The 24585-nt window shown below is 68.5% G+C and carries 11 protein-coding genes; 5 read left to right on the top strand and 6 right to left on the bottom strand.

The genetic code is table 11. The features are described 5' to 3' along the window. Positions 1 to 463: 463 nt before the first annotated feature. The gene (locus ACIG87_RS28820) at positions 464 to 1252 is read left to right on the top strand and encodes a hypothetical protein (protein WP_396854756.1); all 789 of its coding nucleotides are present in this window, start codon (positions 464 to 466) and stop codon (positions 1250 to 1252) included. Positions 1253 to 1368: 116 nt separating this feature from the next. Here ACIG87_RS28820 and ACIG87_RS28815 read toward each other — a convergent pair whose 3' ends face one another. Continuing rightward, a complete protein-coding gene (locus ACIG87_RS28815; RefSeq protein WP_396854755.1) occupies positions 1369 to 2025 on the bottom strand; it encodes an HAD family hydrolase in 657 nt (218 codons plus the stop codon). A gap of 1319 nt (positions 2026 to 3344) precedes the next feature. On the opposite strand from ACIG87_RS28815, the gene ACIG87_RS28810 reads away from it, so the two are divergent. From ACIG87_RS28810 to ACIG87_RS28795, 4 genes are all read left to right on the top strand, one after another. Next, positions 3345 to 4232, top strand: a complete 888-nt coding sequence (locus ACIG87_RS28810) for a replication-relaxation family protein (protein WP_396854754.1) — start codon at positions 3345 to 3347, stop codon at positions 4230 to 4232. Between the two features lie 387 nt (positions 4233 to 4619). Continuing rightward, complete coding sequence (locus ACIG87_RS28805) at positions 4620 to 5522, top strand: DUF2637 domain-containing protein (protein WP_396854753.1); 903 nt, start codon at positions 4620 to 4622, stop codon at positions 5520 to 5522. Beyond that, on the top strand, positions 5519 to 5917 hold the full coding sequence (locus ACIG87_RS28800) for a hypothetical protein (protein ID WP_396854752.1): 399 nt from the start codon (positions 5519 to 5521) through the stop codon (positions 5915 to 5917). The genes ACIG87_RS28805 and ACIG87_RS28800 overlap by 4 nt, the downstream gene beginning before the upstream one ends. Next, the gene (locus ACIG87_RS28795; protein ID WP_396854751.1) at positions 5914 to 7383 is read left to right on the top strand and encodes a tyrosine-type recombinase/integrase; all 1470 of its coding nucleotides are present in this window, start codon (positions 5914 to 5916) and stop codon (positions 7381 to 7383) included. Before ACIG87_RS28800 ends, ACIG87_RS28795 begins: the two co-directional genes overlap by 4 nt. A gap of 283 nt (positions 7384 to 7666) precedes the next feature. On the opposite strand, the gene ACIG87_RS28790 is transcribed toward ACIG87_RS28795, so the two are convergent. The 5 genes from ACIG87_RS28790 to ACIG87_RS28770 all read right to left on the bottom strand — a co-directional run bounded on the left by ACIG87_RS28790 (position 7667) and on the right by ACIG87_RS28770 (position 24533). Next, positions 7667 to 8278: a hypothetical protein gene (locus ACIG87_RS28790; RefSeq protein ID WP_396854750.1), complete on the bottom strand. Its 612-nt coding sequence runs from the start codon at positions 8276 to 8278 to the stop codon at positions 7667 to 7669. A gap of 178 nt (positions 8279 to 8456) precedes the next feature. Further along, positions 8457 to 10592: a UvrD-helicase domain-containing protein gene (locus tag ACIG87_RS28785; protein WP_396854749.1), complete on the bottom strand. Its 2136-nt coding sequence runs from the start codon at positions 10590 to 10592 to the stop codon at positions 8457 to 8459. Then, on the bottom strand, positions 10592 to 16930 hold the full coding sequence (locus ACIG87_RS28780) for a DEAD/DEAH box helicase (RefSeq protein ID WP_396854748.1): 6339 nt from the start codon (positions 16928 to 16930) through the stop codon (positions 10592 to 10594). Before ACIG87_RS28780 ends, ACIG87_RS28785 begins: the two co-directional genes overlap by 1 nt. After that, positions 16927 to 21633: an Eco57I restriction-modification methylase domain-containing protein gene (locus ACIG87_RS28775; RefSeq protein ID WP_396854758.1), complete on the bottom strand. Its 4707-nt coding sequence runs from the start codon at positions 21631 to 21633 to the stop codon at positions 16927 to 16929. Before ACIG87_RS28775 ends, ACIG87_RS28780 begins: the two co-directional genes overlap by 4 nt. Further along, on the bottom strand, positions 21630 to 24533 hold the full coding sequence (locus ACIG87_RS28770) for a helicase-related protein (protein ID WP_396854747.1): 2904 nt from the start codon (positions 24531 to 24533) through the stop codon (positions 21630 to 21632). The genes ACIG87_RS28775 and ACIG87_RS28770 overlap by 4 nt, the downstream gene beginning before the upstream one ends. Between the last annotated feature and the right edge of the window lie 52 nt (positions 24534 to 24585).

The following is a 24585-nucleotide window of genomic DNA, read 5'->3' as shown; positions in this document are numbered from 1 at the left end:
CTTCTTCCCTAGACAAGAGGAATGATCGATCAAGGGCTGTCTCCATGATCAGCCGGGGTCGATGCCACCGCGCCGCAGGTTAAAGATCAAGCTAGTGCGCAGTGGCGGGCGGGCCGCTGGTTGCGCGACCACGCTGACTCTTGGGCGGCCTGGCGGTCGTCGAAGGACTCCCTGCGACACCGACGATTGATCAACATGACTGCGGCAGTGAGCACCATCGCCCGCCGCGCCTTGCTCACCCCGTCCGCGAAAGACATCGTCACCCGTTACCCCGATATCCTCGCCAACTGCGACCGGCTCGCCTTCGATTCAGATGCCGAGACTGTGGCATACCTGATCTGGCACTTGTCGGACCGGTACGGACGGGTCCTGCAGGTTCTCGACCGACTCTTCATCGCCGGACACCTGCCGCTACGCCGCAACCGGTTGTCCATCATGGAGGTGGGCGCCGGCCCTGTTTGCCGTGCGGGACTTCTACGACGATCTGCGAGCCTTCATCGCCACCTCCGAGCTGGGCGTAGTCACCGCCTCCGCACGGATACTGCACGCCATCGACCGTGGTCCGGCCTGGTCCCGGCTGCTTCACCAGTTCTCCGAGGAGCTCTACGCCAGAAAGGGTCCTGAGGCCGACGGCTCGGTCCTGCCGTTCGGGATCACTTACGATGACTTGGAAGGGTTCTCGGTGCGCCGCGAGCACGAGGCTGCCATCGATGGAAGCGCCATGGCCATTCGTGCGGAGTTCGAGCGTAGCGACGACGACATCAGCATGCACACCGCCCGACAGTTCGCCATCGAGGACGGCAACTATCCGCCGAGCGCATACGACCTAATCGTAATGTGCAATTTCCTTACCAACACTGACATTACAGGAAAATTTGCGGCGGAGATTGAACGGCTGGCGACTGCGTTAAGCCCGGGTGGCGTGCTTGTCGTAATCGGCGCGGCGGGCGGGCGGTATCCGGCTATATACACTCGCCTTGACGCAATTCTGGCACCAACGCGGCTGCGACCCCTCGGCGACTTCACGCACCCGATCCAGGCGCATACCGACGAATGGCAACGGAATCTCATCGGCGCCCAGATCCGCAGCGACGTCGCGTTCTCCTCCGCCCTCGCTCCCACGGCCTTCGCCAAGGCACAAACCCGGCTTCCGGACGACGTCACCAGCCTCGGCCAGTCCGTTGGGTTTCCTCAGTTCCAAGTACGGGCGTGGAAAAACGAGTGGCAACGCAAGACCACTCGGCGATCCTGACCCAAGCATGTGAACGGTGCCGCGACACGGTAGGGCCTCCTCGGCCTGGTTGAGCGGCATCCTCATCTGCCGCTTACCGCGTGCTGGGCAGCTTCATTCGAGCGGTTGGGCAGTGGTCAGGTGGTCGGCTTGTTGTGTTTGCGGATGAGGTCGGGTAGTTCGGTGAGTGAGTCGAGGTGGAACAGGCAGCGGTCGCTGATCGCTGTGTCGTTGAGGATGTGTCCCCAGGGGCCTCGGCGGATGAGTGCGGTGGGGATACCTGCTTCTTGTGCTGGTCGGATGTCGTTGTCGAGGCGGTCTCCGACGTAGAGCACCTGGTCGGCTGGGCAACCGGCTTCGGTGACTACGCGGTCGAAGAAGGCGGGGGAGGGCTTCTCTACGCCCCAGCCGTCCGAGGTGCCGATCACGTCCACTGGGAGGTTCAGGGCGCGCAGGATGGTTTCTGCGCGTGCTGTCTGGTTGCCGGCGAGGCCGACGTGGAGCCCTGCCGCGCGTAGCGCGGCCAGGCAGGGTCGGGCATCGGGGTAGAGGTCGTCTTCGGTGAATGATTCGGGTTGTCCTGCTGCGGTGCGGCGTTGCCGTTCCTGGGTCAGGTCGAATCCTGGTCGGAAGACCTGGAAGGTTTCCCGGTAGTCGAGGCCGCGGGCGATGACTGCGCCGAAGACGGCGGAGAAGGTGTGGCGTGGTACGCCGAGCCAGTCTGCCCAGGTGCCGTACTCCCGAGACTCGTCGACGATGGTCTCGCCCACATCGAAGAACACGCTGCTGATCACCTGGCGATTGTGCCGTGTGCCCTTCGGTGGATCAACGTGCGCCCCGAGCCGAGCCGAGCTGTTTGGCGCGGTGAGGGTGAAGTGTTACCCCGTGGCGCTGGGTGAGCGTCTCGACCTTGCTGGCCGGTCGGCATGAGGTGGTGGGATCGGCTCAATCGTGACCGCTCGATGTGGGACTGGGGCGGCGGCAGGCCGTGCGCGTGGTATGAGGCGGCCCCGAGATTGGTGGGGGTGGGGTGGGGCGTAGTTCGGCCTGGTCTCTGAGGATCACACCGTCAAGTTGGGCACCAGAAGCCGCGTCGGGCGGTGTGAGAGGCGGAGGTCGTCTGCGTCTCGGTCATGCGAACGGGCCCTCTCCGGGCTCGATTCCTGGCCCGTAAGTGTGCTTCGGGTCAGAAGACCGTCTCATGAAGTGAGACGTTTACGAGCGTTGGTCAAGATTTTTCTGCCTGTTTCGGGCGTGGATTTGTGCCGCTGGGGTCCAGTGCGGGTTGGTGGGTGTCGGTGCGTCCGGCTGGGTCCGGAGACGTCGTGATCGGCTGCTGGTGGCGCTGGTTGACAGGGCTCTGCCGGGGAGGCGTACTGGTACGGACGTGACCGCGTGGCGGTCTGTCTGCCGGGTCCAATGGGCAGGCTGGCGACGTTCCTGGAGGAGCGTCGCGGGTCGTCGTTGGTTTTGAGTGGTAGGGGGTTCGCGATGAAGGGTCTTTCTCCGGCGGGTTGAGTCGACGCCCCACCCGAGCCGTGATGTCGACGGCTTTCGAGGCATTTGTCCCTCGCTGTGCCGCGCCGTCTGCCGGCGCGGCGTTAAGCGGCCCTGTCTCCGTAGCTGCTGTCGCGGTTCTTGCTGTCGCGACTGCCTTTCTGGTGGTCGTGTCGGTCGTTGCTGTCCTCATCCGCTCTCGGGTCGACCGGATGCCCGGTCGGGGTGTTGGTTGGCAACTCCGCAGTGCGCTTCTCCGTAGTCCGTCGCACTGGCTGTGGCTGTGTATCCCTGCGGCGTCGTGGATGTCGTCGCGCATTCTCATTGTTTTCGATCAAGGAGTTGTTGTGTTCGTGGTTCATCTCGTTTCTGTGCGCTCCGGCTCGGTGCCGGTGGCGGTGACAGATTCCGTTTCAGTGCCCGTTGCGGGGTCCGGGTTGGCGTCGGTGTTGAGGTCAGTCTTCAACCGGACGCCCCGACGGACCCCCTGTTCCGTCTCACACCGCTGGTCAGGTCGGCTGTCAGCGCTGCTGGCTTGTCCTGCGATAGACCCTGCGTGGTCTCGGGTCTCTCCCCCTGGGGCTGGCATTCCCTACAGGAGGGGAGGTGGTGGCTGGTGGATGATCCGGTCCTTCGGGTCCAGTCCCAACTGACCGCCCGTGACCGTGTGCTGCTGGGCTGGCTCTACGACCACGGGGTGTTGACGTCGTTCCAGATCGCGCATGCCCTGTTTCCGTCTCTGGATTTCTGTCAGCGGCGGTTGCGGATCTTGTATCGGTTGCGGTTGGTGGCGCGGTTCCGCCCGCAGCGCGCTGACGGTGGCTCGTACCCGTATCACTACGTGATCGATCAGCTCGGTGCGGAGGTCGTTGCCGCTGGTCGTGACGAGCGTCCGCCTCGGCGTGATCACGCCCGGGTGGAGCGGCGCCGTTGGACGTCGAGCCGCACTTTGGAGCACCGCCTGGGGGTGAACGGCTTCTTCACCGACCTTGCCGGCTACGCCCGCACTCATCCTGATGCCCGGTTGGGGGAGTGGTTGTCGGAGGCGGCGTGCCGGCGGTCGGGGGTGTTCACCAGACCGCAGGATCCGGCTCTGGTGCGCGCCTACCAACCTCGGGTACGTCCGGACGGCTACGGCCTGTGGATGGTGCGGGGTGGCCGGGTGCCGTTCTTCGTGGAGTACGACACCGGTGGCGAGCCGCTGTCGGTGCTGGTCCACAAGCTGGTCGGCTACCGGGAGTGGTTCGCCGCGATGGGGCGGGCGTGGCCGGTGCTGTTCTGGCTGCACTCCGCCGCCCGGGAACGCAACCTACGCCGGATGTGGGCCGAGACGCCGCCGCGGATGCCGGTGGCTACCGGTGCCCGCGACCACGCCACCACGGCGGGCCTGTGCCCCGCCGAGGCGGTATGGGCGGTGGCCGGCGACGGCGGACAACGATCCACGCTGGCTGACCTGTCGACCTGGGTCCTCGACGACCGTGACCCGACCGGGGAGGCGGCATGACCGACGACATCTCCCCGGACCTCTTCATCGTGCGGTCGGCATGTGCGACGGCGACGACCCCGAAGCCGTTCTGTCACTGGTCTGTCAGCGTCTCACCGAAGGCTGCTGACAGACCAGCGACAGCACCGGGCAGCCCTGACAGCGAGCGGACGGAGGTATCGTCCCGGCACCCGCGTGGCCGGTCCGCGGACCGGCCCCGGACCGAGTTATCCACGGTGCTGGTCCGGCACGCGGGGACCGTCCGTCCGCTGGTCCGGTCCGCAGGCGCGGGCGGACGGGGCGTGCTGGTGGTCCGGCCGGGGGAGGGGGTCGGCTACGACCGCACCCGGTGACTCGGACGCTGGTCCGGGACGGAGCCCGGCAGAGGGAGCTGTCCAGGTCGTGATCATGTTGGCGATTGGTGGGGCGGCGGGTGCGGCCAGCTTCACCCACGTCCACAACGTCGCCGCCGCTCACGGCCAGCCGGGCTGGTTGGCATGGGCGGACGCGATCGTACTGGAGCTGATGTCCATCGCCTCCGGCCTGGAACTGCGCCGCCGTAAGCGGGCGCAGGTGTCGGCGATGTTTCCGGCGGCGGTGTTGGCCTGCGCGGTGACGTTGTCGCTCGCGGCGCAGGTCGTGGAGGCCGAGCCGTCCCCGATCGGCTGGGCCGCCGCGGCCGTGCCGGCGCTCGGGTTCCTGGTCATGGTCAAGATTGCCCTCGGCTACACCAACACCCCACCCGAACCCACACCAGCCGGCACGAACCCGTCCACCGCCCGGCCAGCGGACCAGCCCATCGCCACCGCAAGCCAGCTTCCGGCGGACCGCGCCGACGCCCAGCCCGCCCTGCCGACCGGGGACTGGCGTCTGCCCGCGCGGACCGTCCACGACACCAGCAACGACCACCCGCACACCGGACCGGACCACTCCCGGACCGGGGGACCGGTCCGCCAGCGTCGGCCGTCGCGGCGCGGACCGTCCACCCACCCCACCGACAACGACACCGACGTCCTGCTCCTGGTCGCCAGACGCGCCCAGGAGGACCTCGCCGCCGAAGGCCAGCCGCTCACCCGTGCTGCCCTGGCCACCGCGCTGCGCGCTACCGGTCACACCGTGTCCAACACCCGCGCGTCCCAGCTACTGAAGATCCTCAAAGCCGACCAGGCCCCACTAGCCCTACCCATCGACCAGCAGACTCCCGAATCCGCCGACCGCAGCACCCCGTCGACAGCACCGGAACCCGCCACGCCTACCACCATGCGTACCTCTGCACCGCATCCACCGCAGTCAGGAGACCCCGCCCCATGAACGCCCACACCACCCCGAACCATGACACCCAACCGACCAGCCCACCCCCGTCTACCAACGTGCCGTGGACCGCTGAGCGGATCCGCGCGCTCGGTGCCGCCACCACCTTGCCCACCGCCGCGGCGGTCCTCGGGATCAGCCGGTCCCAGGCCTACCGGCTCGCCGCCACCGACACCTTCCCCACACCGCTCATCCGCGCCGGGACCCGCATCATCGTCCCCGTCACCGGCCTTCTCCGACTCCTCCTCCTCGACCAATCCGCCCCGGACCCTGCCGGTGGCCGGCGACTTGATCCCGGCGTGGTGTCGAGCGTGGATGCAACGACCCCGCCACCAGCGGACTACACCCACCACCGCTGGCGGCACCACGTCGAGCACCCCGGAGACGACCAGTGAAAGGCTCCATCTTCAAACGCTGCGGCTGCCGCGACACCACGGGCCGCCGGCTGGGACGATCCTGCCCTGACCTGCGCCGCCCCGGCGGCGGATGGTCCCGCAACCACGGCCAATGGCACTGGCAGATCGAAATCCCCGCCCGCAACGACGGCACCCGCCGCACACTGCGCCACGGCCCCTACCCCACCCAAACCGACGCCGACACCATCCTCGACCGCATCCGCGCCGCCCTCGCCGTCCCCGACCCCACCGACCCCCACGTCATGGTCAAGACCGGCGACCTCATCGAAACCGCCGTCAAAACCGGCGCACCCGTACCCACCCCCGACCAGGTCCGCCGCACCCTGCACCTCGACATCACCCCCACCGAACTACCAACGATGGCCGACTACCTGACCGACTGGCTCGCCGGACGCAAGAACATCAAGAAAGGCACCCTGCGCTCCTACGAAGGCCACATCCGCCTCTACCTGATCCCGCACCTCGGGCATCTGCGCATCGACCGGCTCCGCCCCGGCCACATCGACGCCATGTACGAAGCCATCGCCGAACGCAACACCACCATCGCGACTCTGCGCGCCAGCCGGGACCCGGCTAAACGTGACCAGGTCAAGAACCAGCGGATCGTGGGACCGAGGACGATGCACGTTATCCACGCCACCCTGCGCAAGGCACTCAACGACGCGATGCGCCGCCACCGCTACCTCGACATCAACCCCGCCCTCCTGATCGAGCTACCCCGCGCCCGACCACCCAAGCCCACCATCTGGACCGACCAACGCATCCGCACCTGGCGCGACACCGGCAAAACCCCCAGCCCCGTCATGATCTGGACCCCCGAACACACCGGACGATTCCTCGACCACACCCACGACGCAGGCGACCGCCTCTACGCCCTCTACCACCTCATCACCTTCACCGGCCTCCGCCGAGGCGAAGCCTGCGGACTGCACTGGGACGACCTCGACCTCGACGCCAACACCCTCACCGTCCGCTGGCAACTCGTCCAACAAGGCTGGGCCACCACCATCGACACCCCCAAAACCACCGACAGCGAAGCCACCATCGCCCTCGACACCGAAACCATCACCGTCCTGCGCACCCACCGCGCCCAACAGAACCGCGAACGCCTCGCCGCCGGCACTACTTGGACCAAGACCGGACTGGTGTTCACCACCCCCACTGGCGGGCGGCTCCACCCTGCCGACGTCACCGACCACTTCCACCACCTCGCCACCCAAGCCGGACTACCACCCATCCGACTCCACGACCTCCGCCACGGTGCCGCCACCATGGGACTCGCCGCCGGCGTCCACATGAAAGTCATCTCCAACCGACTCCGCCACTCCAGCCCACACTTCACCGCCACCTTCTACGGCGCCGTCCTCCCCGAACTCTCACACGCCGCCGCCGAAGCAACCGCCGCCATCGTCCCCCGACGCGGTAGCACCGCAAGGCCGGCATAGTTCGAAGTTTCGCCTCCACCAGTCGCGTAGGGCCGGCCGACGACGCTGTCGGCCGGCCCTACGCGGTCTTCGTCAGCGCAGCGTCTGCCGGCCTGCTCTGGCTGATCCGGTTCCGCAACGTCTTGTGATGCAGACCGAGTTGTCGTGCTGACGGATCATCGACTGGCGTCCAGATCCGGCGGTCGGTCTGGGGTGAGCGCGACCTGCAGGTCGCGAGGTGCGATCCCTCTGGGGGGCCAACCTGTCGAGCGCTTCGTGACCGTGTGCTTGGTCGACGCCCCTGTCAGCTCAGCAGCGTCCGGGCTCGTTGACTCGGCTTGAGGGTCGTGACTTTGAATGGACAGTTCTTGTCCGTCAGCAGGGCATACGCGTCGATGGCCCGGGTGGCGGCGTCTTGAGCCTGGTCGGCAGGCTTCACGCCGCGTCCACGGTTGCGGAACAGGGCTCCGTAGAAGGCGGAGCTGAACACGCCGCTCTCGTGCCAGCCGATGAGGGAAGAGGTGCCCACATAGGTGGCCTCGCCCTGGAGGCAGTCCCGTACCGCCTTCAGCCACGCGCCGGTGCCGGTCTTGCAGCCGTCCGCGATGATGGCGCCGGTCGAGATGCCCTTGCCCCTGCCTGCCGCGACCTCCCCGAGCTGCTCGAAGGACACGGTGAACTCGCCGTCCGTGCTGGTGAACGACGGCGTGACGCTGTGGTCGCCATGGGCCATGACGTGTAGGACGTCGCATGACGAAGTGAACGCGGACAGCACGGTGTCGGGATCACGTGACCGAACGAAGTCGATGTCCACGATCGGGGCTTCACAACCGGCGTTGATGTTCTGCAGTGTCGACTGGACGAACATCATTGCAGCATCGAACGACGAGTCCAGCCCGATGTCGAGCAAGGTCACTCTTCTCGGCCTCATCCACGACCCTTCCTGGTGCTTGCATGTTCGAAATGGCCTGGAAAGGGGTGTGCGTGAACGACGGTAGTGACCGTCACCCACGCCGCTTCACCGACTCGGTCCGGCTGCCTGATCCCCAATCTGACATCGGACGCGGCTTCCTTGCCAGGCCTCCTACTCGGCTTCAGCTTCGCTGCACCACTATCAGCTCATCACGTGCCCGGGTCGCCGCGACGTAGGTCAACGACCGGGCCCGAAGCTCCGCGTCCGCGCGCTCGGCAGGATCCAGCAAGGCGAGGCGTTCCATCTCTGCCGGCGATGGTTTGCCTGCGGCCAGCAGGACCTTGGAGAACTCGGTGCCCTTGGCACGGTGCATCGTGAGTACTGGTACCCGGCCTGCCGGGGGGCGGTCACGGTCCACGGCGCGGGCGTCGATGCCGGCGTCGGTCAGAGCGGTGACGACGCGGTCGCGGTGGTACCGGTCGGGGACCAGGACGGCGACGTTCTCGAGCAGATTTCCGGCGTCGAGCCAGGTGCGCACGTGTCGGACGACCACCGCTGCTTCTTCGGCGAGGGAGTCGACGAGTTCGATGATGGGCATCGGGCCGGTGCGGGCCGATCGGTAGCCGGTGGTTTCCGGCTCGTCCTGCAGGCCGACGTACTGGCCGCCGCCGAGGATCGTCATGGCGTAGTGCAGGTTCTGCGCCGTGGTCCGGTAGTTCAGGGTGAGCCGCTGGGAGCGACCGACGATGGCGACGCCGTACCGCCCGAGAACGACGCGGGTGCCGTAGATGCGCTGGTGGGAGTCCTCGGCGATGAACAGGTCGTCGGCGTGCTCCCCGACGACGGCACGGAGCAGGAGCCAGTGGGTGGGCGCGAGATCCTGCCCTTCGTCGACGAGCACGTGATCGGCGGGACGCGGGTCGGCGACCGTCAGGTGCGCTGCGGCGACTGCGGCGGCCTCGGCGAAGTCGAGGCCGCCGTCGGCCCGACAGCGGGCCCGGTATGCCTCGACGAGTGCCCAGACGGCTCGGCGTTTGGCGCGGTCCAGCGCGACGCCTCGGCCCGGTCGGCGTACCCGTAGATAGCCGACCTCGTCGTGCACCTTGTTGGGTAGGACGACGTGCGCGTACTCCGAGGCGAGGAACGTCTCGTTGGCCAGCTCGTACGGCAGCATGGTGCCGGTCGATTCGACGACCTCCCGCCAACGATTCGGTGCGGTGCGGGCCAGCGGCGTCGACCGTTCCTCGCCGAGGACCTCCCGCATCGCGGGGGCCAGGCCGCGACCAGCGGTCCGTAGCACTGCGGAGGCGAGCGCGTCCACACCTGTCACGTACACGCCGGGCTGACCGAGGGCCTTGGCCTGTGGCACACGCGGGTCGAGCTGGCCGAGGCTGTCGCCCAAGGCGTCCGCGAGGTTGGTGGTGAAGGTGGTCAGGATGATCCGGGCGTCGGGGTCGTGGCGGGCGAGTGCGCGGGCCCGATGGACGAGCACGACGGTCTTGCCGGTGCCGGCTCCGCCCGAGAGCCGGAACGGGCCACTGTACGAGCGGTCGACGTAGCGACGCTGCTCGGGGTGCAGGAAGATCCGCCAAGCACCGAAGTCGCCGCCTTCGATGACCCGCCGTAGTTCCTCCTGGTCGTCGATGAACGCGTACTGCAGCGCGGCGGCCGGCCGCTTGAGTGACTGCAACACGTCGGCATCGTCGTCGCCGGACGAGGAGGCCTTCTCCAGCTGCATGCGTCGGACGATCGCGTCGATGTCGTCCCCTGCGGCCAGGTCGACCAGGATGGTGCCGATCCAGCCCTCGTACCGCTGTGCGAGGTCGAGGATGCCGTCCTCGTCGGAGGTGGCCACGGCCTGGGTGACGACGTCTTCAGGGAGCCCGAGCCGCTCGACGAGTTCGCTGCGTTCGTGGCCGAGCCGGGCGAACAGCGGCTTCGTGGACCTCGTCGTGGTCTTGTCGGGAAGCAGAGTCGGGTCTGGGGAAGGCTCGATCTCTTCGATCTGGGGCAGGCCGTTGATCGGGTTCACCCTCAGCCGCACGCGTCGAGCGATGCCGATGGCGTCGTCGTGCGGCCAGATGCCGTGGATGACGTAGTGGGTTTCACCGTCGCCGTCGAGGCGGAACATGACAGCCCGCCAGAAGTCGTCGACCCGCCCGGTGCGAACCCGCGGGTCGGCGCTGTGCTGGATGGGTTCGACGTGCAGGCCCGGGGTGGCGTCGTCGACTCCGAGCTTCTGCAGGAAGGTCATCGCCTTTCCACGGACCGAGCCGTCGATCTTGCTGGCGAGCTTTCCCATGATGATGGTCGGCATCAGTGTCCTTCGTCCGTCTCGACGGCAGCGTGGGCCAGGGCAGCGACGACCTCGGCGGGCGTGGGCGCCACCAACCGCCAGCCGTGGCGGGTCAGGTCGGTGCGGTCCTCAGGCGGCATGTGGGGGAAGGCCACGGCGACGCGCAGCGTAGGCCAGCAGATGTCGAGCGGGATGCCGTCCGGGCCCTCCGCTCCGACTTTCGGTGGTGTGACGTCGTGGTTGGCCAGGGAGCTGATCAGTTCCTTCTCGTCCTGGGAGAGCGCGGCCTCGTACACGTCGGCCCAGGCACCCACCGGCCGTAGCGGTTCGGCCGTGTCCGGCCTGCCGGCGATCGGCTCGACGAGACTGGTCGTCGTCACGGTGGTCGGCCAGTCTCGTGGACCGAGCGCGTTCGCGAGCCGCAACCAGGCACGCCACGATTCGGCGTGTCTTTCGTCGAGCATTTCGGACCGATCGTCGAGCACGGCTGCGACCTCGACGCCGGCGGTGTGCCTCATCTCGACGACAGCTGCGAGGGAACCGCTGCGGTGCAGGTGAACTCTGCGCTCGCCGACGGGCGACTCCTCACCGAGCAGTGCCGCCCGGCCCACCTGGGCGAGGGTGACGTCCGAGGCGACCTGGAGCGGTTGCGCCCCGGCGGACAGGAACATCGGTACGGCGCGTGCGGCGGCCCGCGCCGCAGCCGGGTTCGGGTCGAGAACCCAGCCGACCAGCCAGTCGACCATCCCGCGGCCCAGAGCCTTGTACGCCTCCGGCGGTGCCTGGAATCCCGGTACGTTCATCAAGCTGCCGGCCAGGGCGGCATTCCACCACTGCGGCGCGGTGTGGGTGCCGGTTTCGGCAGCGGCGATGTCGGCGCTGGTCAGGGCGACCACCACCATGCCCAGGTCACGCAGGTGGGCACGCTTGGCGGCATCGTCCGCGAGCCGGTTCACGGTAGCGGTGGCGTGGTAGGCCCGGCCATCGGTGAAGACCGCGACGTCGGGCACGTTCGTGTCGTTGGCCTTGAGCAGGAAGTCCGGCCGCGAGTTGGCGACGTTCACCTGTGGCGTCAGGGTCCAGTGCCGGGGTGTGCCGGGCAGGGTGAACCGGGCGACGTTGCCGACCGGCGAGGGTGTTTCGGCGACCGCCGCGCCGCTACGGCGCAGCCGGCCCAGGAACACCCGGTGGAACGCACGTTCCAGATGGGACTCCGGTTCCTCGTTCGGGGCCACCTTGGTCACCGTCCAGGTCGTGTCCTCGGCTGTGTGCACGTCGGGAGCCAACCCGAGCAGGGTGTGCAGGTGCCGTTCGGCCGAGGCCCGCGAAACCCGGCGGACGACTCCCGGTGGAGGGAACGGTAGCAGGCAGCGATGGCAGGCCAGGCGCTCCTCGAGGCGGCATTCGCAGTCCCGCACCCGGTTCCAGGCAAGGACCAGCAGCTTCCTGAAGTCGTCCGGATCGGCGATGCCGGCCAGATACCCGGTACCACCGGGAACGGTGTCGTGCAGCAGGATCGCGTCGTGGTTGTCGCTTCCGTCCGACAACGTCGGATCGACGACCTGCTCGACCCGGATGTGGTCGGGGTGGCCGCCCATCTGCTCGCGCAGGCCCAGCAGCAGCGCTGCGGACAGACTCGGTACGGCGAAGTCGTCGCCGAGGGTGACCGTATGGGGCAACCGGACCAGCAGACCCTGGGTGCGCAGCGTCCGGGACAGCGCGACGGTGCTGGTCACCTCGCTCACCGAAGTCCGGTGCGGGCACCAGGGGCGGTGCTCGTGCGGCCGGTTGCGGCCGGTGTCGGTGTCGCGTTTCCCGCAGCCGGAGCAGACCCGGAACAACGTTCCCTGCCGTTCGGCCCCGGCGATGGTACGGGTCGGGCCGTGCCCGGTCGGGCCGAGATTGAGCCAGCGGATGTCGACCGAGCGAAGGAGGCTGCAACCCAGCCCGATGCCCTCGGCGAACCATCGGTCCGCCACGTCGTCCGGGTTCACGTCGACGGTAGTCACGATCTGGAACGCGACCCGGCCCCGCTCGTCGCGGCGGTCGGAGATGGCCACCTCGTCACGCCGAAGTTCGGCGGAGACCCGGGTGAGTTCGACCACGTCGAGGCGTTGCCCGGTGTCGTGGATTCCCCGGCTGCCGCAGCGCGGGCAGGTGACCGGGACGACTTCCCTCCCGGTCAGAGCCAGATCGGCGGCGTACCCACAATCCGGGCAGAAGGCCCAGGTGCGGACCGACGCCCCGTCCAGGCCGAGATCGACAGCGTCGATCTCGATCTCCCAGCCACGGGCGTAAAAGGTGGCTCCGGGCGCGAACTCCCGAAGGGCGTGCGCCGAACCGCGCTGGAACTGTGCACTGTCGTAGCGGTACTTGGCGTCGTCCGGGTCGATCCACGACAGACCGACGTCCAGGGTGACGGTGTCGTCGAGCAGCGTGTAGTTGGGCAGTAGCCCGTACTCCTCGAGGACACCGATCCAGTAGCTGCTACGCAGATGAGCCAGCTGACCACCGGTCATCTGCCGGGTCGCCTGCGCGGACCGCAGCGCCTGCCGGTCGTCCTCGGTCACCGCAGGAGACTGCGCCCGCGCCTCGAGTTCCGGAAGAAGTTCGGTGATCTTCGCTCGGCGCTGTTCGAGCACCGCGACCGTCTGCTGCCAGCGCCCGCTCGCCTCCTGCAGGTGCCGGGCGAATCCGCTGCTGCGTGGGCCGGCCTTCGGCACCAGCCAGTCTCGCAGCCCGTCCACCACCTCGCCGGGTAGGTCGGCCAGCGTCGCGACGAATCGGGCCAGATCCTGCTCCCACGACTGCTCGGCACGCAGGACCAAGTCACCGAGGAAGGTGCCCGGCGCGCAGGACCCGATGGCCCCAGCCGCCCTGCTCGGATGCCGGCGGCCCTGCTCCCGAGCCGACGCGTCGATCAGGTAGGCCGTGTACTGACGGCGCAGGATCTCCTCAGCGGCCAGGTAGGTCGCCGGTGGTCGCACCTCGCCGTCGATCACCGACAGCGGGTCGCCGAGCTTCGGCAGGTGCTCGCCGCGACCGGTGACGAACGACAGGTCGAAAGCGTTTCCGGTGAGACGCCCAGCCCGCCCGACCCGCTGCAGATAGGAAGCCACCGTACGAGGCAGCGAGGCGAGAAACACCGCTGACAGGTCGCCGATGTCGATGCCCATCTCCAGGGTGGGCGTCGCGACCAGCACGTTCGGCGCCTGCGGGCTGGTCGCCGCACCACGGAAACCGTTCTCGTACGCCAGACGCGTCGCGTCGTCGAGCAAGCTGGTGTGCTCCCGGGCGACGACCCGCCGCATGTCCGGCGAGGCGTAGAGGCGGCGGTAGAAGTTCTCGGCCGGCAGCGGCTGAGACTGCAGGCGTCCACGGCACCGTACGTTCAGGCAAGGTGCCCCGGACAGCTGGACGACGGTGGCGACGCCGCCGGGCATGCTGCCCCGGCAGGTGTCGCAGACCAGAAGGTGCCGCCCGGAGGCCAGGTCGGCCTCGTCCGTCGGGGCCACCACCACCCCGGAGGCGGGTAAGGCGTAGACGGTGGCCCCGGACTGGCTGGTCGTCGTGGTCAGCACACCGTCACGGGCGAGCCGCTCGAACAGCATCCGGGCGAGCCGGCCACCGTCGAGGGGCGAGACGTCGAGCACCCGCGAGGTCCAGCGGGCGTACCAGGACTGAGAGGCGGTCACCGGGTCCAGGTGGGAGTAGTTGGTCGGCCCCGGCGAGCCACCCACTTTCGGGTACGCCGGTCGCGGCCGGTCGCGGGGAAACGCCGGCATGCCGTCCCCGCGGGGCCGGCCACCCCAGATCGACCAGTCGCGGCCGTCCTCGGCGCGATAACGGTCGAACCACGGATGCTCGATCGCGCCCTGTACCCGCATCCGGTCCAGCACACCGCGCACCCACCGCACCAGGACGTCGTCGCCGACACCGGCCGACCCCAGACGCTCCTGCCAGGCGGTGCCGTCGAGGGCGGCCCGAGCCAGGCCGGCGATGCGTGCCGGAAGACCCGCCTCGACCTCGACCGCCACGGACCCGGTCAGCTCCAGCGTCCGGCCGATACGGGAGTTCAGCCCGAACTCCAGGGAGGCATCCAGGGCCAGCCGCTTGCGTACCCGCGAGTGCACCGACGTCTTGACGGCTCGCTGACGCGGCGCCTGCCAGAACGGCGTGAACGACTCCCGATCGGCACAGTCCGGTGCCAGGACCCGGTAGCGCCGGACCGGATCGTCACCCGCCTTCGTCAGCACCTCCTCCACCAACCGGTCGAGCGTCAGCGCCCCCTCCGCGACAGCCTCGTGCAACACCGAACGCATGGTCAGCGTGTGCGACCGGGCCTGCACGAAGCCGGCCCGGTGCGCCGCGTCCTGCACCGAGTCGGTGAAGACCAGCGCCTTCTTCTCCTCGGAGGCCAGCTTCGGCGCACCGAAGAGGGTGGACAGCGACACCGACAGCAGGGTGGCGATGGCGCTGCCCAGGAACCGGATGCCGTCCTCCTGCCCGCACGACGGGCACGTGTCCTTGCGGCTGAGCTCGTCGGCGGTGTCCCCGACGTTCGTCAGCACCGGCAGGACCCAACCGTCACGCAGATCCGGATCGTCCACGTCGACCGTGCCCAGCAACTCCCGGCTGCGCACCGCGAACCACACCAGCCCCTCGACCGGCGACTCGTCGTCGGATCGGACGGCGGCCTCGGCCGGCGCGTACAGCAGGGGTCTGAATCGGCCCTCCCGGGCGGCATGCTGCCGACGGATGCTCTCGTCGTCCGGGGCCAGGCTGTCGCCCACCGGGGCGAGCCCGACCCCCCACCCGGACCGCCCGCAGTGCCGGCAGAAGATCGCCGGGAACGAGGGGCGAGCCTCCTCGGCCTCGTCACCCGCGACCACCGGCCCGTCGTCACTCCACCGGAACCGCGCCGTAGCGGCCGCAGCCCGATCGATGCGGGTCAGCTCCCGCACCCACAGGTGCACGTCGACCGAGAGCGCACCGCCACCGACGACCTTACGCACGTGCCCGAGCATCGCCAGGACCTGCGACAACGACGCCTCGGTCTGCTCCGGCTCGGCCTGCGGACCGAACACCTGCAGGGAGAGGTCGCTGAGCGCGACGGCCTGACCGGCCGACCGCGCCAGCTCGATCACCAACGGGTGTGCCCGGCACAACGCCGACAACGACTCCGGCGCCGCACCGGCAAGCTCGTCGCTGGTCACCCCGTACAGCAGCCCGAGTACGGCGTACGCGGCCTCCGCGCCGGAGGCGTCCAGGCTCACCTCCGGGAGCGGCCGGATTCCGGCGGCGCGCAACTCGTCGAGGCTCTTCGGTGTGAACCCGGCCGTGGCAACCGCCTCGGCCGCGCCGTCGGCCCAGTCCGCCAGGACCAACCGCGTCTCGGTGACCACCGACGTGGAGTCGAAGCGTTCCCCGAAGACGGTGTGGGCGAACTCCCGCATCACCGACGGGTCGCCCTTGTCACCGAGCGTCGCGGAGGTCGCGACCGGCGTCATCAGGCCGAGCGGCCGGGATCGGGCGGCGTCGTCGATCAGTGGATCGTCGTCATGCCAGTGGCTCTTCAGTGCCAGCCCCAGCCGGCGCAGCAGCATCGCCACGTCGGTGCCCTGCGCTCCGTCGTAGGTGTGGAACTCGTCCAACACCAGGTAGCGAAGGCTCGTCGCCGACTGTCGCCACAACTCCTGGTCCTCGGAGCGCAGCAGCAACTGGTCGAGCATCTTGTAGTTGGTCAGCAGCAGGTCCGGAGCGGTGTCCCGGATCGCCACTCGATCCGTGATCAGCCCGTCAGGGGTGACCGTGGTGTGGGTGGCGCCCTCCTGCCCGGTGTAGAGCGCCGCCGTCACACCGTCCAACGCCGAGTGCGTGGTGAGCAGGCGGGTCAGACGCGCTGCCTGGTCGTTGGCGAGCGCGTTCATCGGGTACAAGATCAACGCCTTCGTGCCGCTCACCCCGTCCCGCCGGGCCCGGATCACGTGGTCGAGGATCGGATGGAGGAACGCCTCGGTCTTGCCCGAACCCGTGCCGGTGGTGACCAACGTCGGCAACGGTCGACGCGGCTCGCCGCCGACTGCCGACGCCAGCCGAGCGAACGCCGCCGCCTGGTGGCCGTAAGGCGGGAACCCCTCGTACCACTCCAGGCTGTTCCGCCACCCCTCCTCGGCGGGGCGGAACGGCAGCCGCAGCCGCACGTAGGGGCCCTTGAACATGCCCGTGTCCGGGTCGGAGAGGAACCGGTCCAGGCCGTCACGGGCGTCCCCGTCGGTCAACCCGAACGTCGTCGTCAGGTAGTCGACCAGACCCTGCCGGATGCGGGCCGCCTGGAAGGTGGGCAGCAGTTCGGTCACGAACGCTCCCGCAACCGCTGCTCGAAGACGGCATACGCCTGCCGCATGTCCGCCTCCCGGTCGAGGGTGACGAACGGCAGCTCGTAGATGTAGGTGTAGCCGGCCTGGTTGGTCGAGGTCCGCTCCTCTGCGGTGATCCGGTCGCCCTTCCTGCGCCACACGGTGAGCACCGAATTAGGCACGAGACGCCCGTTGACGTCGTAGAAGTAGACGTTGCGGTCGTAGCCTCGCAACACCGCGAACTGGGTCCGGTAGATCGAACAGAGTTCGTCGGCCGTCAACCCGAGCATCAACGCGACCAGGGCATCGATCTCGACCAGCGCCTGACGCCGGTCGGCGGCGATCCGCAAGGGCGTGTCGGCGGTCCAATCCGGCCCGACTTGCCCCAGCGGCTTCCGCCGCCGATGCGCGAACCCGCCTGCCCAGGAATCCTCGACGAATTCTTCCTCGTAACCCTCTAGCCATAGGTCCACGTAAGCGTTCGTCACGCAGTTGAGCCTCAGTGCGCGCAGGATCAGTAGATCACGGAATTGAGTCTCGGTGTCGATCCATGGCAACCTTGTAATGCCGGGACCGCGAATATCGCCCTTCGGGGCAGTGCGCGTCATGAAGTCGCAGATCAAGGAGCCGAGAATGGCCTGGATCAACCCTGTATTGCCAGCCGACCCTTTTGGATCTCCAGCAGCGAAGACTCCGTCAACGTGAGCGGCTCCAGGCGGGATGATGGCCGGGATTAAGGTACGCTCACCTTGGTTGGCGGCCATGCGGCGCCAGGCGATTCGGTAGTGGTCGCGGGCGGGGTCAGGATGGTCCTCGTCACCCCAGTCGGTGTAGGCGCAGTCGTATTCGTACCGGTCGCCAATGGGCTGGTAGGCGGTGGCCGGGATCGCGTCGGCCGGCAACTCCTCGAAGGCCGTCACCGACCAGTCCTGATTGTTGCGCATGGTCTTGTTCGGAGCTTTGTAGAGCGGTGTCGCCACGAACAGGTGCGGCCCTTGCAAGATCACGTCGTCCCAGGTCGCCGGCACCGCCCACTCCGACTCGAAGTATCCCTTCGTCCGATCGTTCTTTTCGTGCCACCCGGCAGAGAATCGCAGATCCAGCTCACCGATTCGCGGTGACTGGGATAGCTTCTTCAGTACGGCTGCGCTCGACCGGTTCACCGCGTACACCATCCGGGTCTGCCGGATTGGCACATCGTCGCTTTCCATGGTGGCGTGCCAGGCGCGCAGGGTCTCGTCGGTGACGTGGGTGATGCGCGACCCATGCGGGCGTAAGTCCCACTTTCCATCGTCGTCCTTAAGTCCTGGCTCTGACCCGGAACCGTCGTGGACGAGTGATCGCAGCGCAGTGTCGGGGTGGTAGAGCCAACTCGCCTGGGTGAATGCCGGCGTTTCCTGCCGAAAGCCGTGCACAGTGATGCCGTAGTGCTTGTGGTCCTCGATCTCGAAGAGGATGAGTTCGTTCACGAAATGCCAATGGCGGCGAAGGCGTAGATAAAGCTCGGACCGGAGTGAGCCTGCCTTCTCGTCGGTGAAGTGCGAGTTGAGGTGGATCATGCCGAGCATGCCTCGCACCGAGCCGTGTCGCCACATCACCTCCATGAAGCAGCGGTAGAGGTCGGGTTGCAGGCCGGCAAGGTGCGGGTACTGCTCGGGAGCGCCGACGAAAGCCGCCGTCGACGACACATCCGCCGTGCCGTCGATGACGAAGTCCGTCATGCCGGGCAGGGCGAGGGTGGTGGACCGTTTCGCGGCGACCTGCGCTTGGGTCGGCTTGAGGGCGAGCTGCCACCACGGGTCACCTTCGGCGAGCAGCGCATCGACGTCAGAGCGAGGCCGAACCCACGGTGGGTTACCGACCTGGAGGTCGAAGCCGCCGCCGGCGAAGACCGTTGCGAAGTCCAGGTTCCAGTGGAAGAAGCCCTGTCGTTGGGCGATCCGCTCGCAGACCACCAGCCATGGGTGCTTTTGGAGCACCTCGCCGATGGATTCCGCGCTGGCGAAGCCGATCTCCAGAGACTCGGCCTCGTCCAACTCGGCCCAGCTCATGCCCGCGCCGAAGCGCAGCTCGACCGGCTTGCGCTTGTGCACGTCCGGGTTGCGACCGAGTAGCGCCTGCAGGCCGGTGATCCATTGTGTGGCCGTGGGCGGCTCGATCACCTTGCCGTTCACGGTGGCGAGCGAGTCGGTGAGGGGCCAGAACCACAACGCGGTCCAGGCGTCCATCGCTCGTCGTAGCCGACGGTAGGCACCATTCTGGTCGGCGAGCGCCGTCTCGATCTGCTCGCGAGTCACTGCTCCACCGGCGGGCAGCTCACCTGCTCCCCACACTGGGATCGACCGGCGGATCTGCTCCTCGGCGATGGTCAGCCGCCGGTAGGTGATCTGCCACAGGGTCTCGACCCGGTGCGCGAGTTCGGTGTACGCGTCGACCTGGGTCTTGGTGGGCTTGTTCCGCGTGCCGGTTCGCCACCTCTTGAGCTTTTTTGCGGCGTCCGGGGCCAAGGCGGCGGCCTCTCTCGCGTCGGCGGCCGAGCCCCAGCCGTCGGCGGGCAGCAGGAAGTGGTGGATGCCGTCGGTGGCGACCCGGCCGGCGTCGATGTCCTCGACCAGCGAGGTCAGCGGCACCTCCTGCGGCACGGCTCCCAGCCAGGACTTGTCGGTGACCTGGTGGCGGCGGTATACGGCTCGGCGGGCGCCGATCAGCGAGTTGCCTCGGCGTAGGTGCAGGCCGAACCACGGCGCGGACAGGCCCTCGACCATGGTGTCCAGCCAGAGCGATATCTCGGCCAGTTCGACGGCGGTCTCGTTGAGGTCGACGCCGTAGACGTTGTGCAGCGCAAGGTATGCCTTGACCTCCTGCAAGCGCTTCGGGTACTCGTCCGGGTCGATGCGCTTGTCGAGTTCCTTCTGCCGGCGCTTGAGGTACTGGTCGGCGAGCTGGCGGACCGCTTCGATGGCGAACGCGCCCGAGCCCAAGGCCGGCTCGCAGATCGTCATGCTCAGGATCTGCTCGGCTGGAGTCTCGTCGGTGAGCAGCTCCTCCAGGGCCTGCCCGACGGTGAAGCGGGTCAGCACCTCGGGGGTGTAGTAGGAGGCCGACTGCTGGCGTTCCCGTCCGGCGAGGCGGAACACGAACGAACCCTGCTCGTGCACCACCGGGCGGGACTCGCCGGTGACCGGGTCGATGGTCTTCACGAAGTCGGCGGTGGTGATGCCGTCGGCCCGGTCGACCGGGACGACCCACGATCCCTTCGAGCTGTCGCCGTTCTTGGCCACCTCGTACAGGTCGGTGTCGGCGAAGAAGCCGGTGTAGGACATCAGGCCCTCGTAGACCGCGCCGAGCTGGTTGATGCCCAGCTCGGCGTACGAGATGAAGCCTCGGTCCTTCCCGCGCTGCTCCTTGCTGAGCAGCAGGTGGGCCAGCACCTGCTGGACGGCGACGTTACCCAGGCCGACCTCGTCGATGTGGGCGATGGCTTCGGGACGGAACAGGTCGGCGCGCAGCGGGTTGAAGGTCAGGCCCGGGATGCTCGTTGCATCATCGTCGTCGCCGGTGGCGGCTGACGGGTGGCCCTTGTCGACGAGGCGGAACAGGACTCCCAGCGACTCGTAGAGGTGGGTGCCAGTACGGGCCCGGGGGGTGGCCAGTTCGACCTGCACGAGTTCGCGGAGCCGGTCGAGGCTGTATCCCTGGTCGTACTCGGGGGCACCGACCGGCAGCACGCCCAGCTCGGGGGAGGCTTCGGCGTAGAGCAGGAACAGGATCCGGTAGAGAAACCGCAGCGATTGCCGGGCCAGCGGTTGGGCCTCGGATTTCGGCAGCGGCGGCAGACCTCGGGCGCGGCGGCGGGTGACGACCTCGTTGGCGACGATCTCGATGGAGAGCCGTACGCCCTCGCGTAGGTCCTGGGAGACGCCGACGGTGTGTTTGACCGACGCCTCCAGCACGCCGTGCCACCACAGCTTGCCGTCGGCGTCCGGGGCGATCGCCTCGGCGCACAGGCAGGCCAGCGCCCGGTCGACCTCGCCGCCCTTCTTGGTGTCGTTGCGTTCGCAGACCAGTTGGATGTCGACGGCGAGATAGCGGCCTTCGGCCCAGCGTTCGCGTTCGGCGAGCAGCGCCCACCGACCGGCCAGGACCAGCGCCAGTTCGGGGGCGTCATCGGCGACGAAGAGGGCGGACAGCAGCCGGGCGACGCTCTTGACGTCCTCGCCGTCCTCCGCCAGCCGAATCGGTTCGTCGAGCGTCACCGCGTCGCGGGCGAATAGTTCCTCGACGGTGGCCACCGGCAGAGCCGCGAGGACGACCAGGGGCGCGGGTCCGGTCACGCCGACCGAGGAAATCCGGGTGACCGGCCCGGTTTCGACGGTGACGAATCCGGGCGCGTCGAGTCCGAGGATGGTGCGCATCGTCGTGGCGACGCGGGCGGGTGCGCCGTGGGCCGTCCGACTGCCAGTTTGCTCGGTGGCGGCGGCCGGGTCGAGCAACTCGGACAGGGTTGCCAGGTCGCTTTCCAACTCCTTGCGGGCGGCGAGGAACCGGGACCGTGGTGTCGGGCGCTTCTCTGCGTCCTCGGCGTCCCACGCGGTGCGGCGTTCCAGGACCTTGGCGCGGAACGATTCTCTCGTGGCCTCGGTGGTGAAGTAGTGCTCGGAGATCCAGCCTTCGCCGACGAGGATCGCGTCGGACCCGCTCACTCGTTCTCGCCTTCCGTGTCGGGCACGACCACCAGCAGCGGGCGTACCAGTTGTCGGGACGGTGCCATCGATTCGGCCAATTCGCGTTCCTCGTCGATGCGGGCCCGGCTGGCTTGTACGTCGCTGCGCCTGATCAGGACGTCCGCTCCCTCGTCCCACGCGTCGAGCTTGCGGCGCCAGGTCTCGACCCGTTGCTGGGCGTCGCGGCTGGCCGCCTCGAAGACGTTCTTCTCCAGGTAGGCCGCAGCCTGGTGCACCGCAGGCGCGACCAGAGGTTCGAGACTGTCGATCGAGGGCACGGGGCCGGGGTTGGCTCGCGATGTGGTCCAGCCCAGCTCCTGCAAGGCGGTACGGACCGATTCGTGCGGCGTCACCAGGACGAACGACGGGTCCTTCGGGGCAGGGAACTGCGCGGTCAGCCACGCCGTGGAGACCACCTGTCCCCGCTTGTTCGTCAGCGTGCCGAGCAGCAGCACCGTCGGGGTCTCCACGGCGCCGCGTACGGCGAACACCTCGTTGCGACCGAGGGCGGCCAGGGCCCGGTCGGCGGCCCAGTCGAGGACCGGGTGCAGTGGACTCAGGTAGTGCGCGTCGGGCCAGGTCGTACCACTGCGGTCGCGAAGGGCTGCGGCGAGTCGTTCCCGGCCTCGGGCCATGGTCGTGGCGAGCACCAGGCGTTCGGTGACCTTGCGGTCGGCGAGATAGCTCTGCGGCAGCACGTCGAGGCGTTGCACCAGGTCGGTCGGGGGGACGAGTTCGGCGGTGCCGAACGCCTCGTCGCGGCGCCAGCCGACGCCGCCGCGGGCCGGCGGCGCGGCGGGGTCGACGAATGCCTCCCGCAGGGCCTCCTCCAGGTACGAGATCTCGTCGTCGTAGAGGCCCGAGCCGGCGTCGCCAGCCTCCATGGTGGAGTCAGGGGCCACAGTTTCGCCGGTCGTCTGCCCGGCGGACTCGAAGATCTGGGCGAACAGCGCGGCGAGGTCGTTTCCGGCGGCGACTTCGGCGACCGGTCGGATCACGTCGTCGAGCTGCTTGGTGCGGGCGAGCACGGACCGGATCTCGTTCTCCTCGCCCTTGACGTCGTACTGCCCCATCAGCGAGGCGACGTCACCCAGAGCGGTGTGCGCCTCGTTCTCCTTCTCGATCAGCTTGGCGAGCACGCGGACGTCTCCGGCAAACTTCTCGCTGGCAGGGTCGAGCAGCAGGGCGGTGACGCGAGGCGGGTGCTTCTGGCCGTAGCGGTCGATGCGGCCGTTGCGCTGCTCGATGCGGATCAGGCTCCACGGAATGTCGTAGTGGACGAGCTGGTGGCACTGGGCGTGCAGGTTGACTCCCTCGGAGGCGACGTCGCCGGTCACCAGCACGCGTACCGCCGCCTGCTCCTGCTTGAAGCGCTCGACGACGTCCTGCTGCTCGGCGTCGGTGAGGCCGCCGTGCATCAGTTCGACGGCGCTCGCCGGTAGGCCGAGGTCCTTCGGAAGGCTGCGGTGCAGCCAGCGCAGCGTCTCCAGACGCTCGGCGAAGACCACTGCCCGGGTGGAGGAGCCGGGCCCGACACCGATCTCCTTCAGGTACGCCACCAGCCGGGTGTACTTGGCCGACGGCTCCCGCATGGTCCGCTCGTTGAGCTGTCGCAGGTGGCGCAGGGCCCGCAGTTCGACCTCCGCTCGCTGGGACGGCACCTTCTCGTCCTTGCCGACCCGGTCGATGCGGCCGTCGATCGTCTCCTGGAGTGCGGCCGGTGAGGACAGGAACGCCTTCGCGAGCGTCCAGGGGAAGAACGCCGCGCGCGGTCCCGAGTACGGGCTGCCGCCCTCGCCGGGCCACAGCCAGGTGTGCTCGAGTTCGTCCGCGACCGCGTTCTCGGCGGGGGTAGCCGGCACGAGGACGTTGTTCGGCTCCTGCCGCTCCGCCCAGTCGGCGCCGACGGCGTTCGCGACCTCGGGGCTGTGCCGGTGGCGACGGACGACGAGCCGGCGAACCTCCTCCCGGTCTAGGACCCCGCTCGGTGGCACGGCGGCCGGATCGAGCAGACGCACCAGTTCGGCGAAGGACTCTGCCTTGCCGTTGTGTGGGGTGGCCGAAGCCAGGATCAGGGCCTCGGCGGTGCGGGCGAGCAGACGGGCGAGCCGATTGTTGAGAGTCGCGGCGTTCGACAGGTTGTGCGACTCGTCGATGACCACCGCGTCCCACCGCTGTTTCCGCAGGCTGGCCACGTACCGGTCGGACTTGAGCGTGTCGATCGAGATGATCGCCCGGCGGTAGTAGGTGAACGGGTTGCGGGTCGCCGGTAGTTTCTGTCGGACTCGCTGGATGCCGGCGGTGTCGAGCCGCACGAACGGCAGGGCGAAGCGGGTCCACAGCTCGTGCTGCATCTGTTCGAGCACGTGGCGTGGGGTCACCACGAGGATGCGGTCGCCGCGGCCGCGACGTACCAGCTCGGAGAGGATCATGCCGATCTCGAGGGTCTTGCCGAGGCCGACGGCGTCGGCGAGCAGGATCCGGGGTCGCAGGTTCGCCGGGTCCAACGCCTTGCGTACCGCCGACTGCTGGTAGCTCAGCGTGTCCGCCAGCCCTCTGGTCGCCGCCGACAGCGAGCGTTCGCCGAGGGGCACGGCGGTCTTCCGGAGCGTCGATTCCAGCCAGAGGCGCGCGGTGCGGTATCGAGGGCTGGCGTCGGCCACCACCCGTGCGTGGGCGGGGTCCGACACGACCACCTGGTCCAGCCGGGTGTAGAACGAGGCGGTGGTGTCGCGGACGAGTTCACCGAGCCCTTGGACGTGGACCAGGATGCCGTCGGCTGTCTCCTCGGCCGCGCGGACGAGCCATTCCTCGTCGCGGACCACCACGACCGATCCTGGTGCGAACGAACCGTGGACGTCAGGCTTGGTTGCCGGCACAGGCGCATGCTCCGTCTTCGAAACCGTACGAAAACGACACCGAACAAGTCTC

The sequence above is a fragment of the Micromonospora sp. NPDC051925 genome, assembly GCF_044548625.1.
Taxonomy (GTDB): domain Bacteria; phylum Actinomycetota; class Actinomycetes; order Mycobacteriales; family Micromonosporaceae; genus Micromonospora.
Note: the sequence above shows the minus strand (reverse complement) of the source record. Positions and strands in the feature narration are given on the sequence as shown.

What these genes read in the sequence shown, in the direction of transcription:
- ACIG87_RS28800 (WP_396854752.1), top strand. Translation starts at nt 5,519, where the DNA reads ATGAACGCCCACACCACCCCGAACCATGACACCCAACCGACCAGCCCA.
- ACIG87_RS28805 (WP_396854753.1), top strand. Translation starts at nt 4,620, where the DNA reads ATGTTGGCGATTGGTGGGGCGGCGGGTGCGGCCAGCTTCACCCACGTC.
- ACIG87_RS28785 (WP_396854749.1), bottom strand. Translation starts at nt 10,592, where the DNA reads ATGCCGACCATCATCATGGGAAAGCTCGCCAGCAAGATCGACGGCTCG.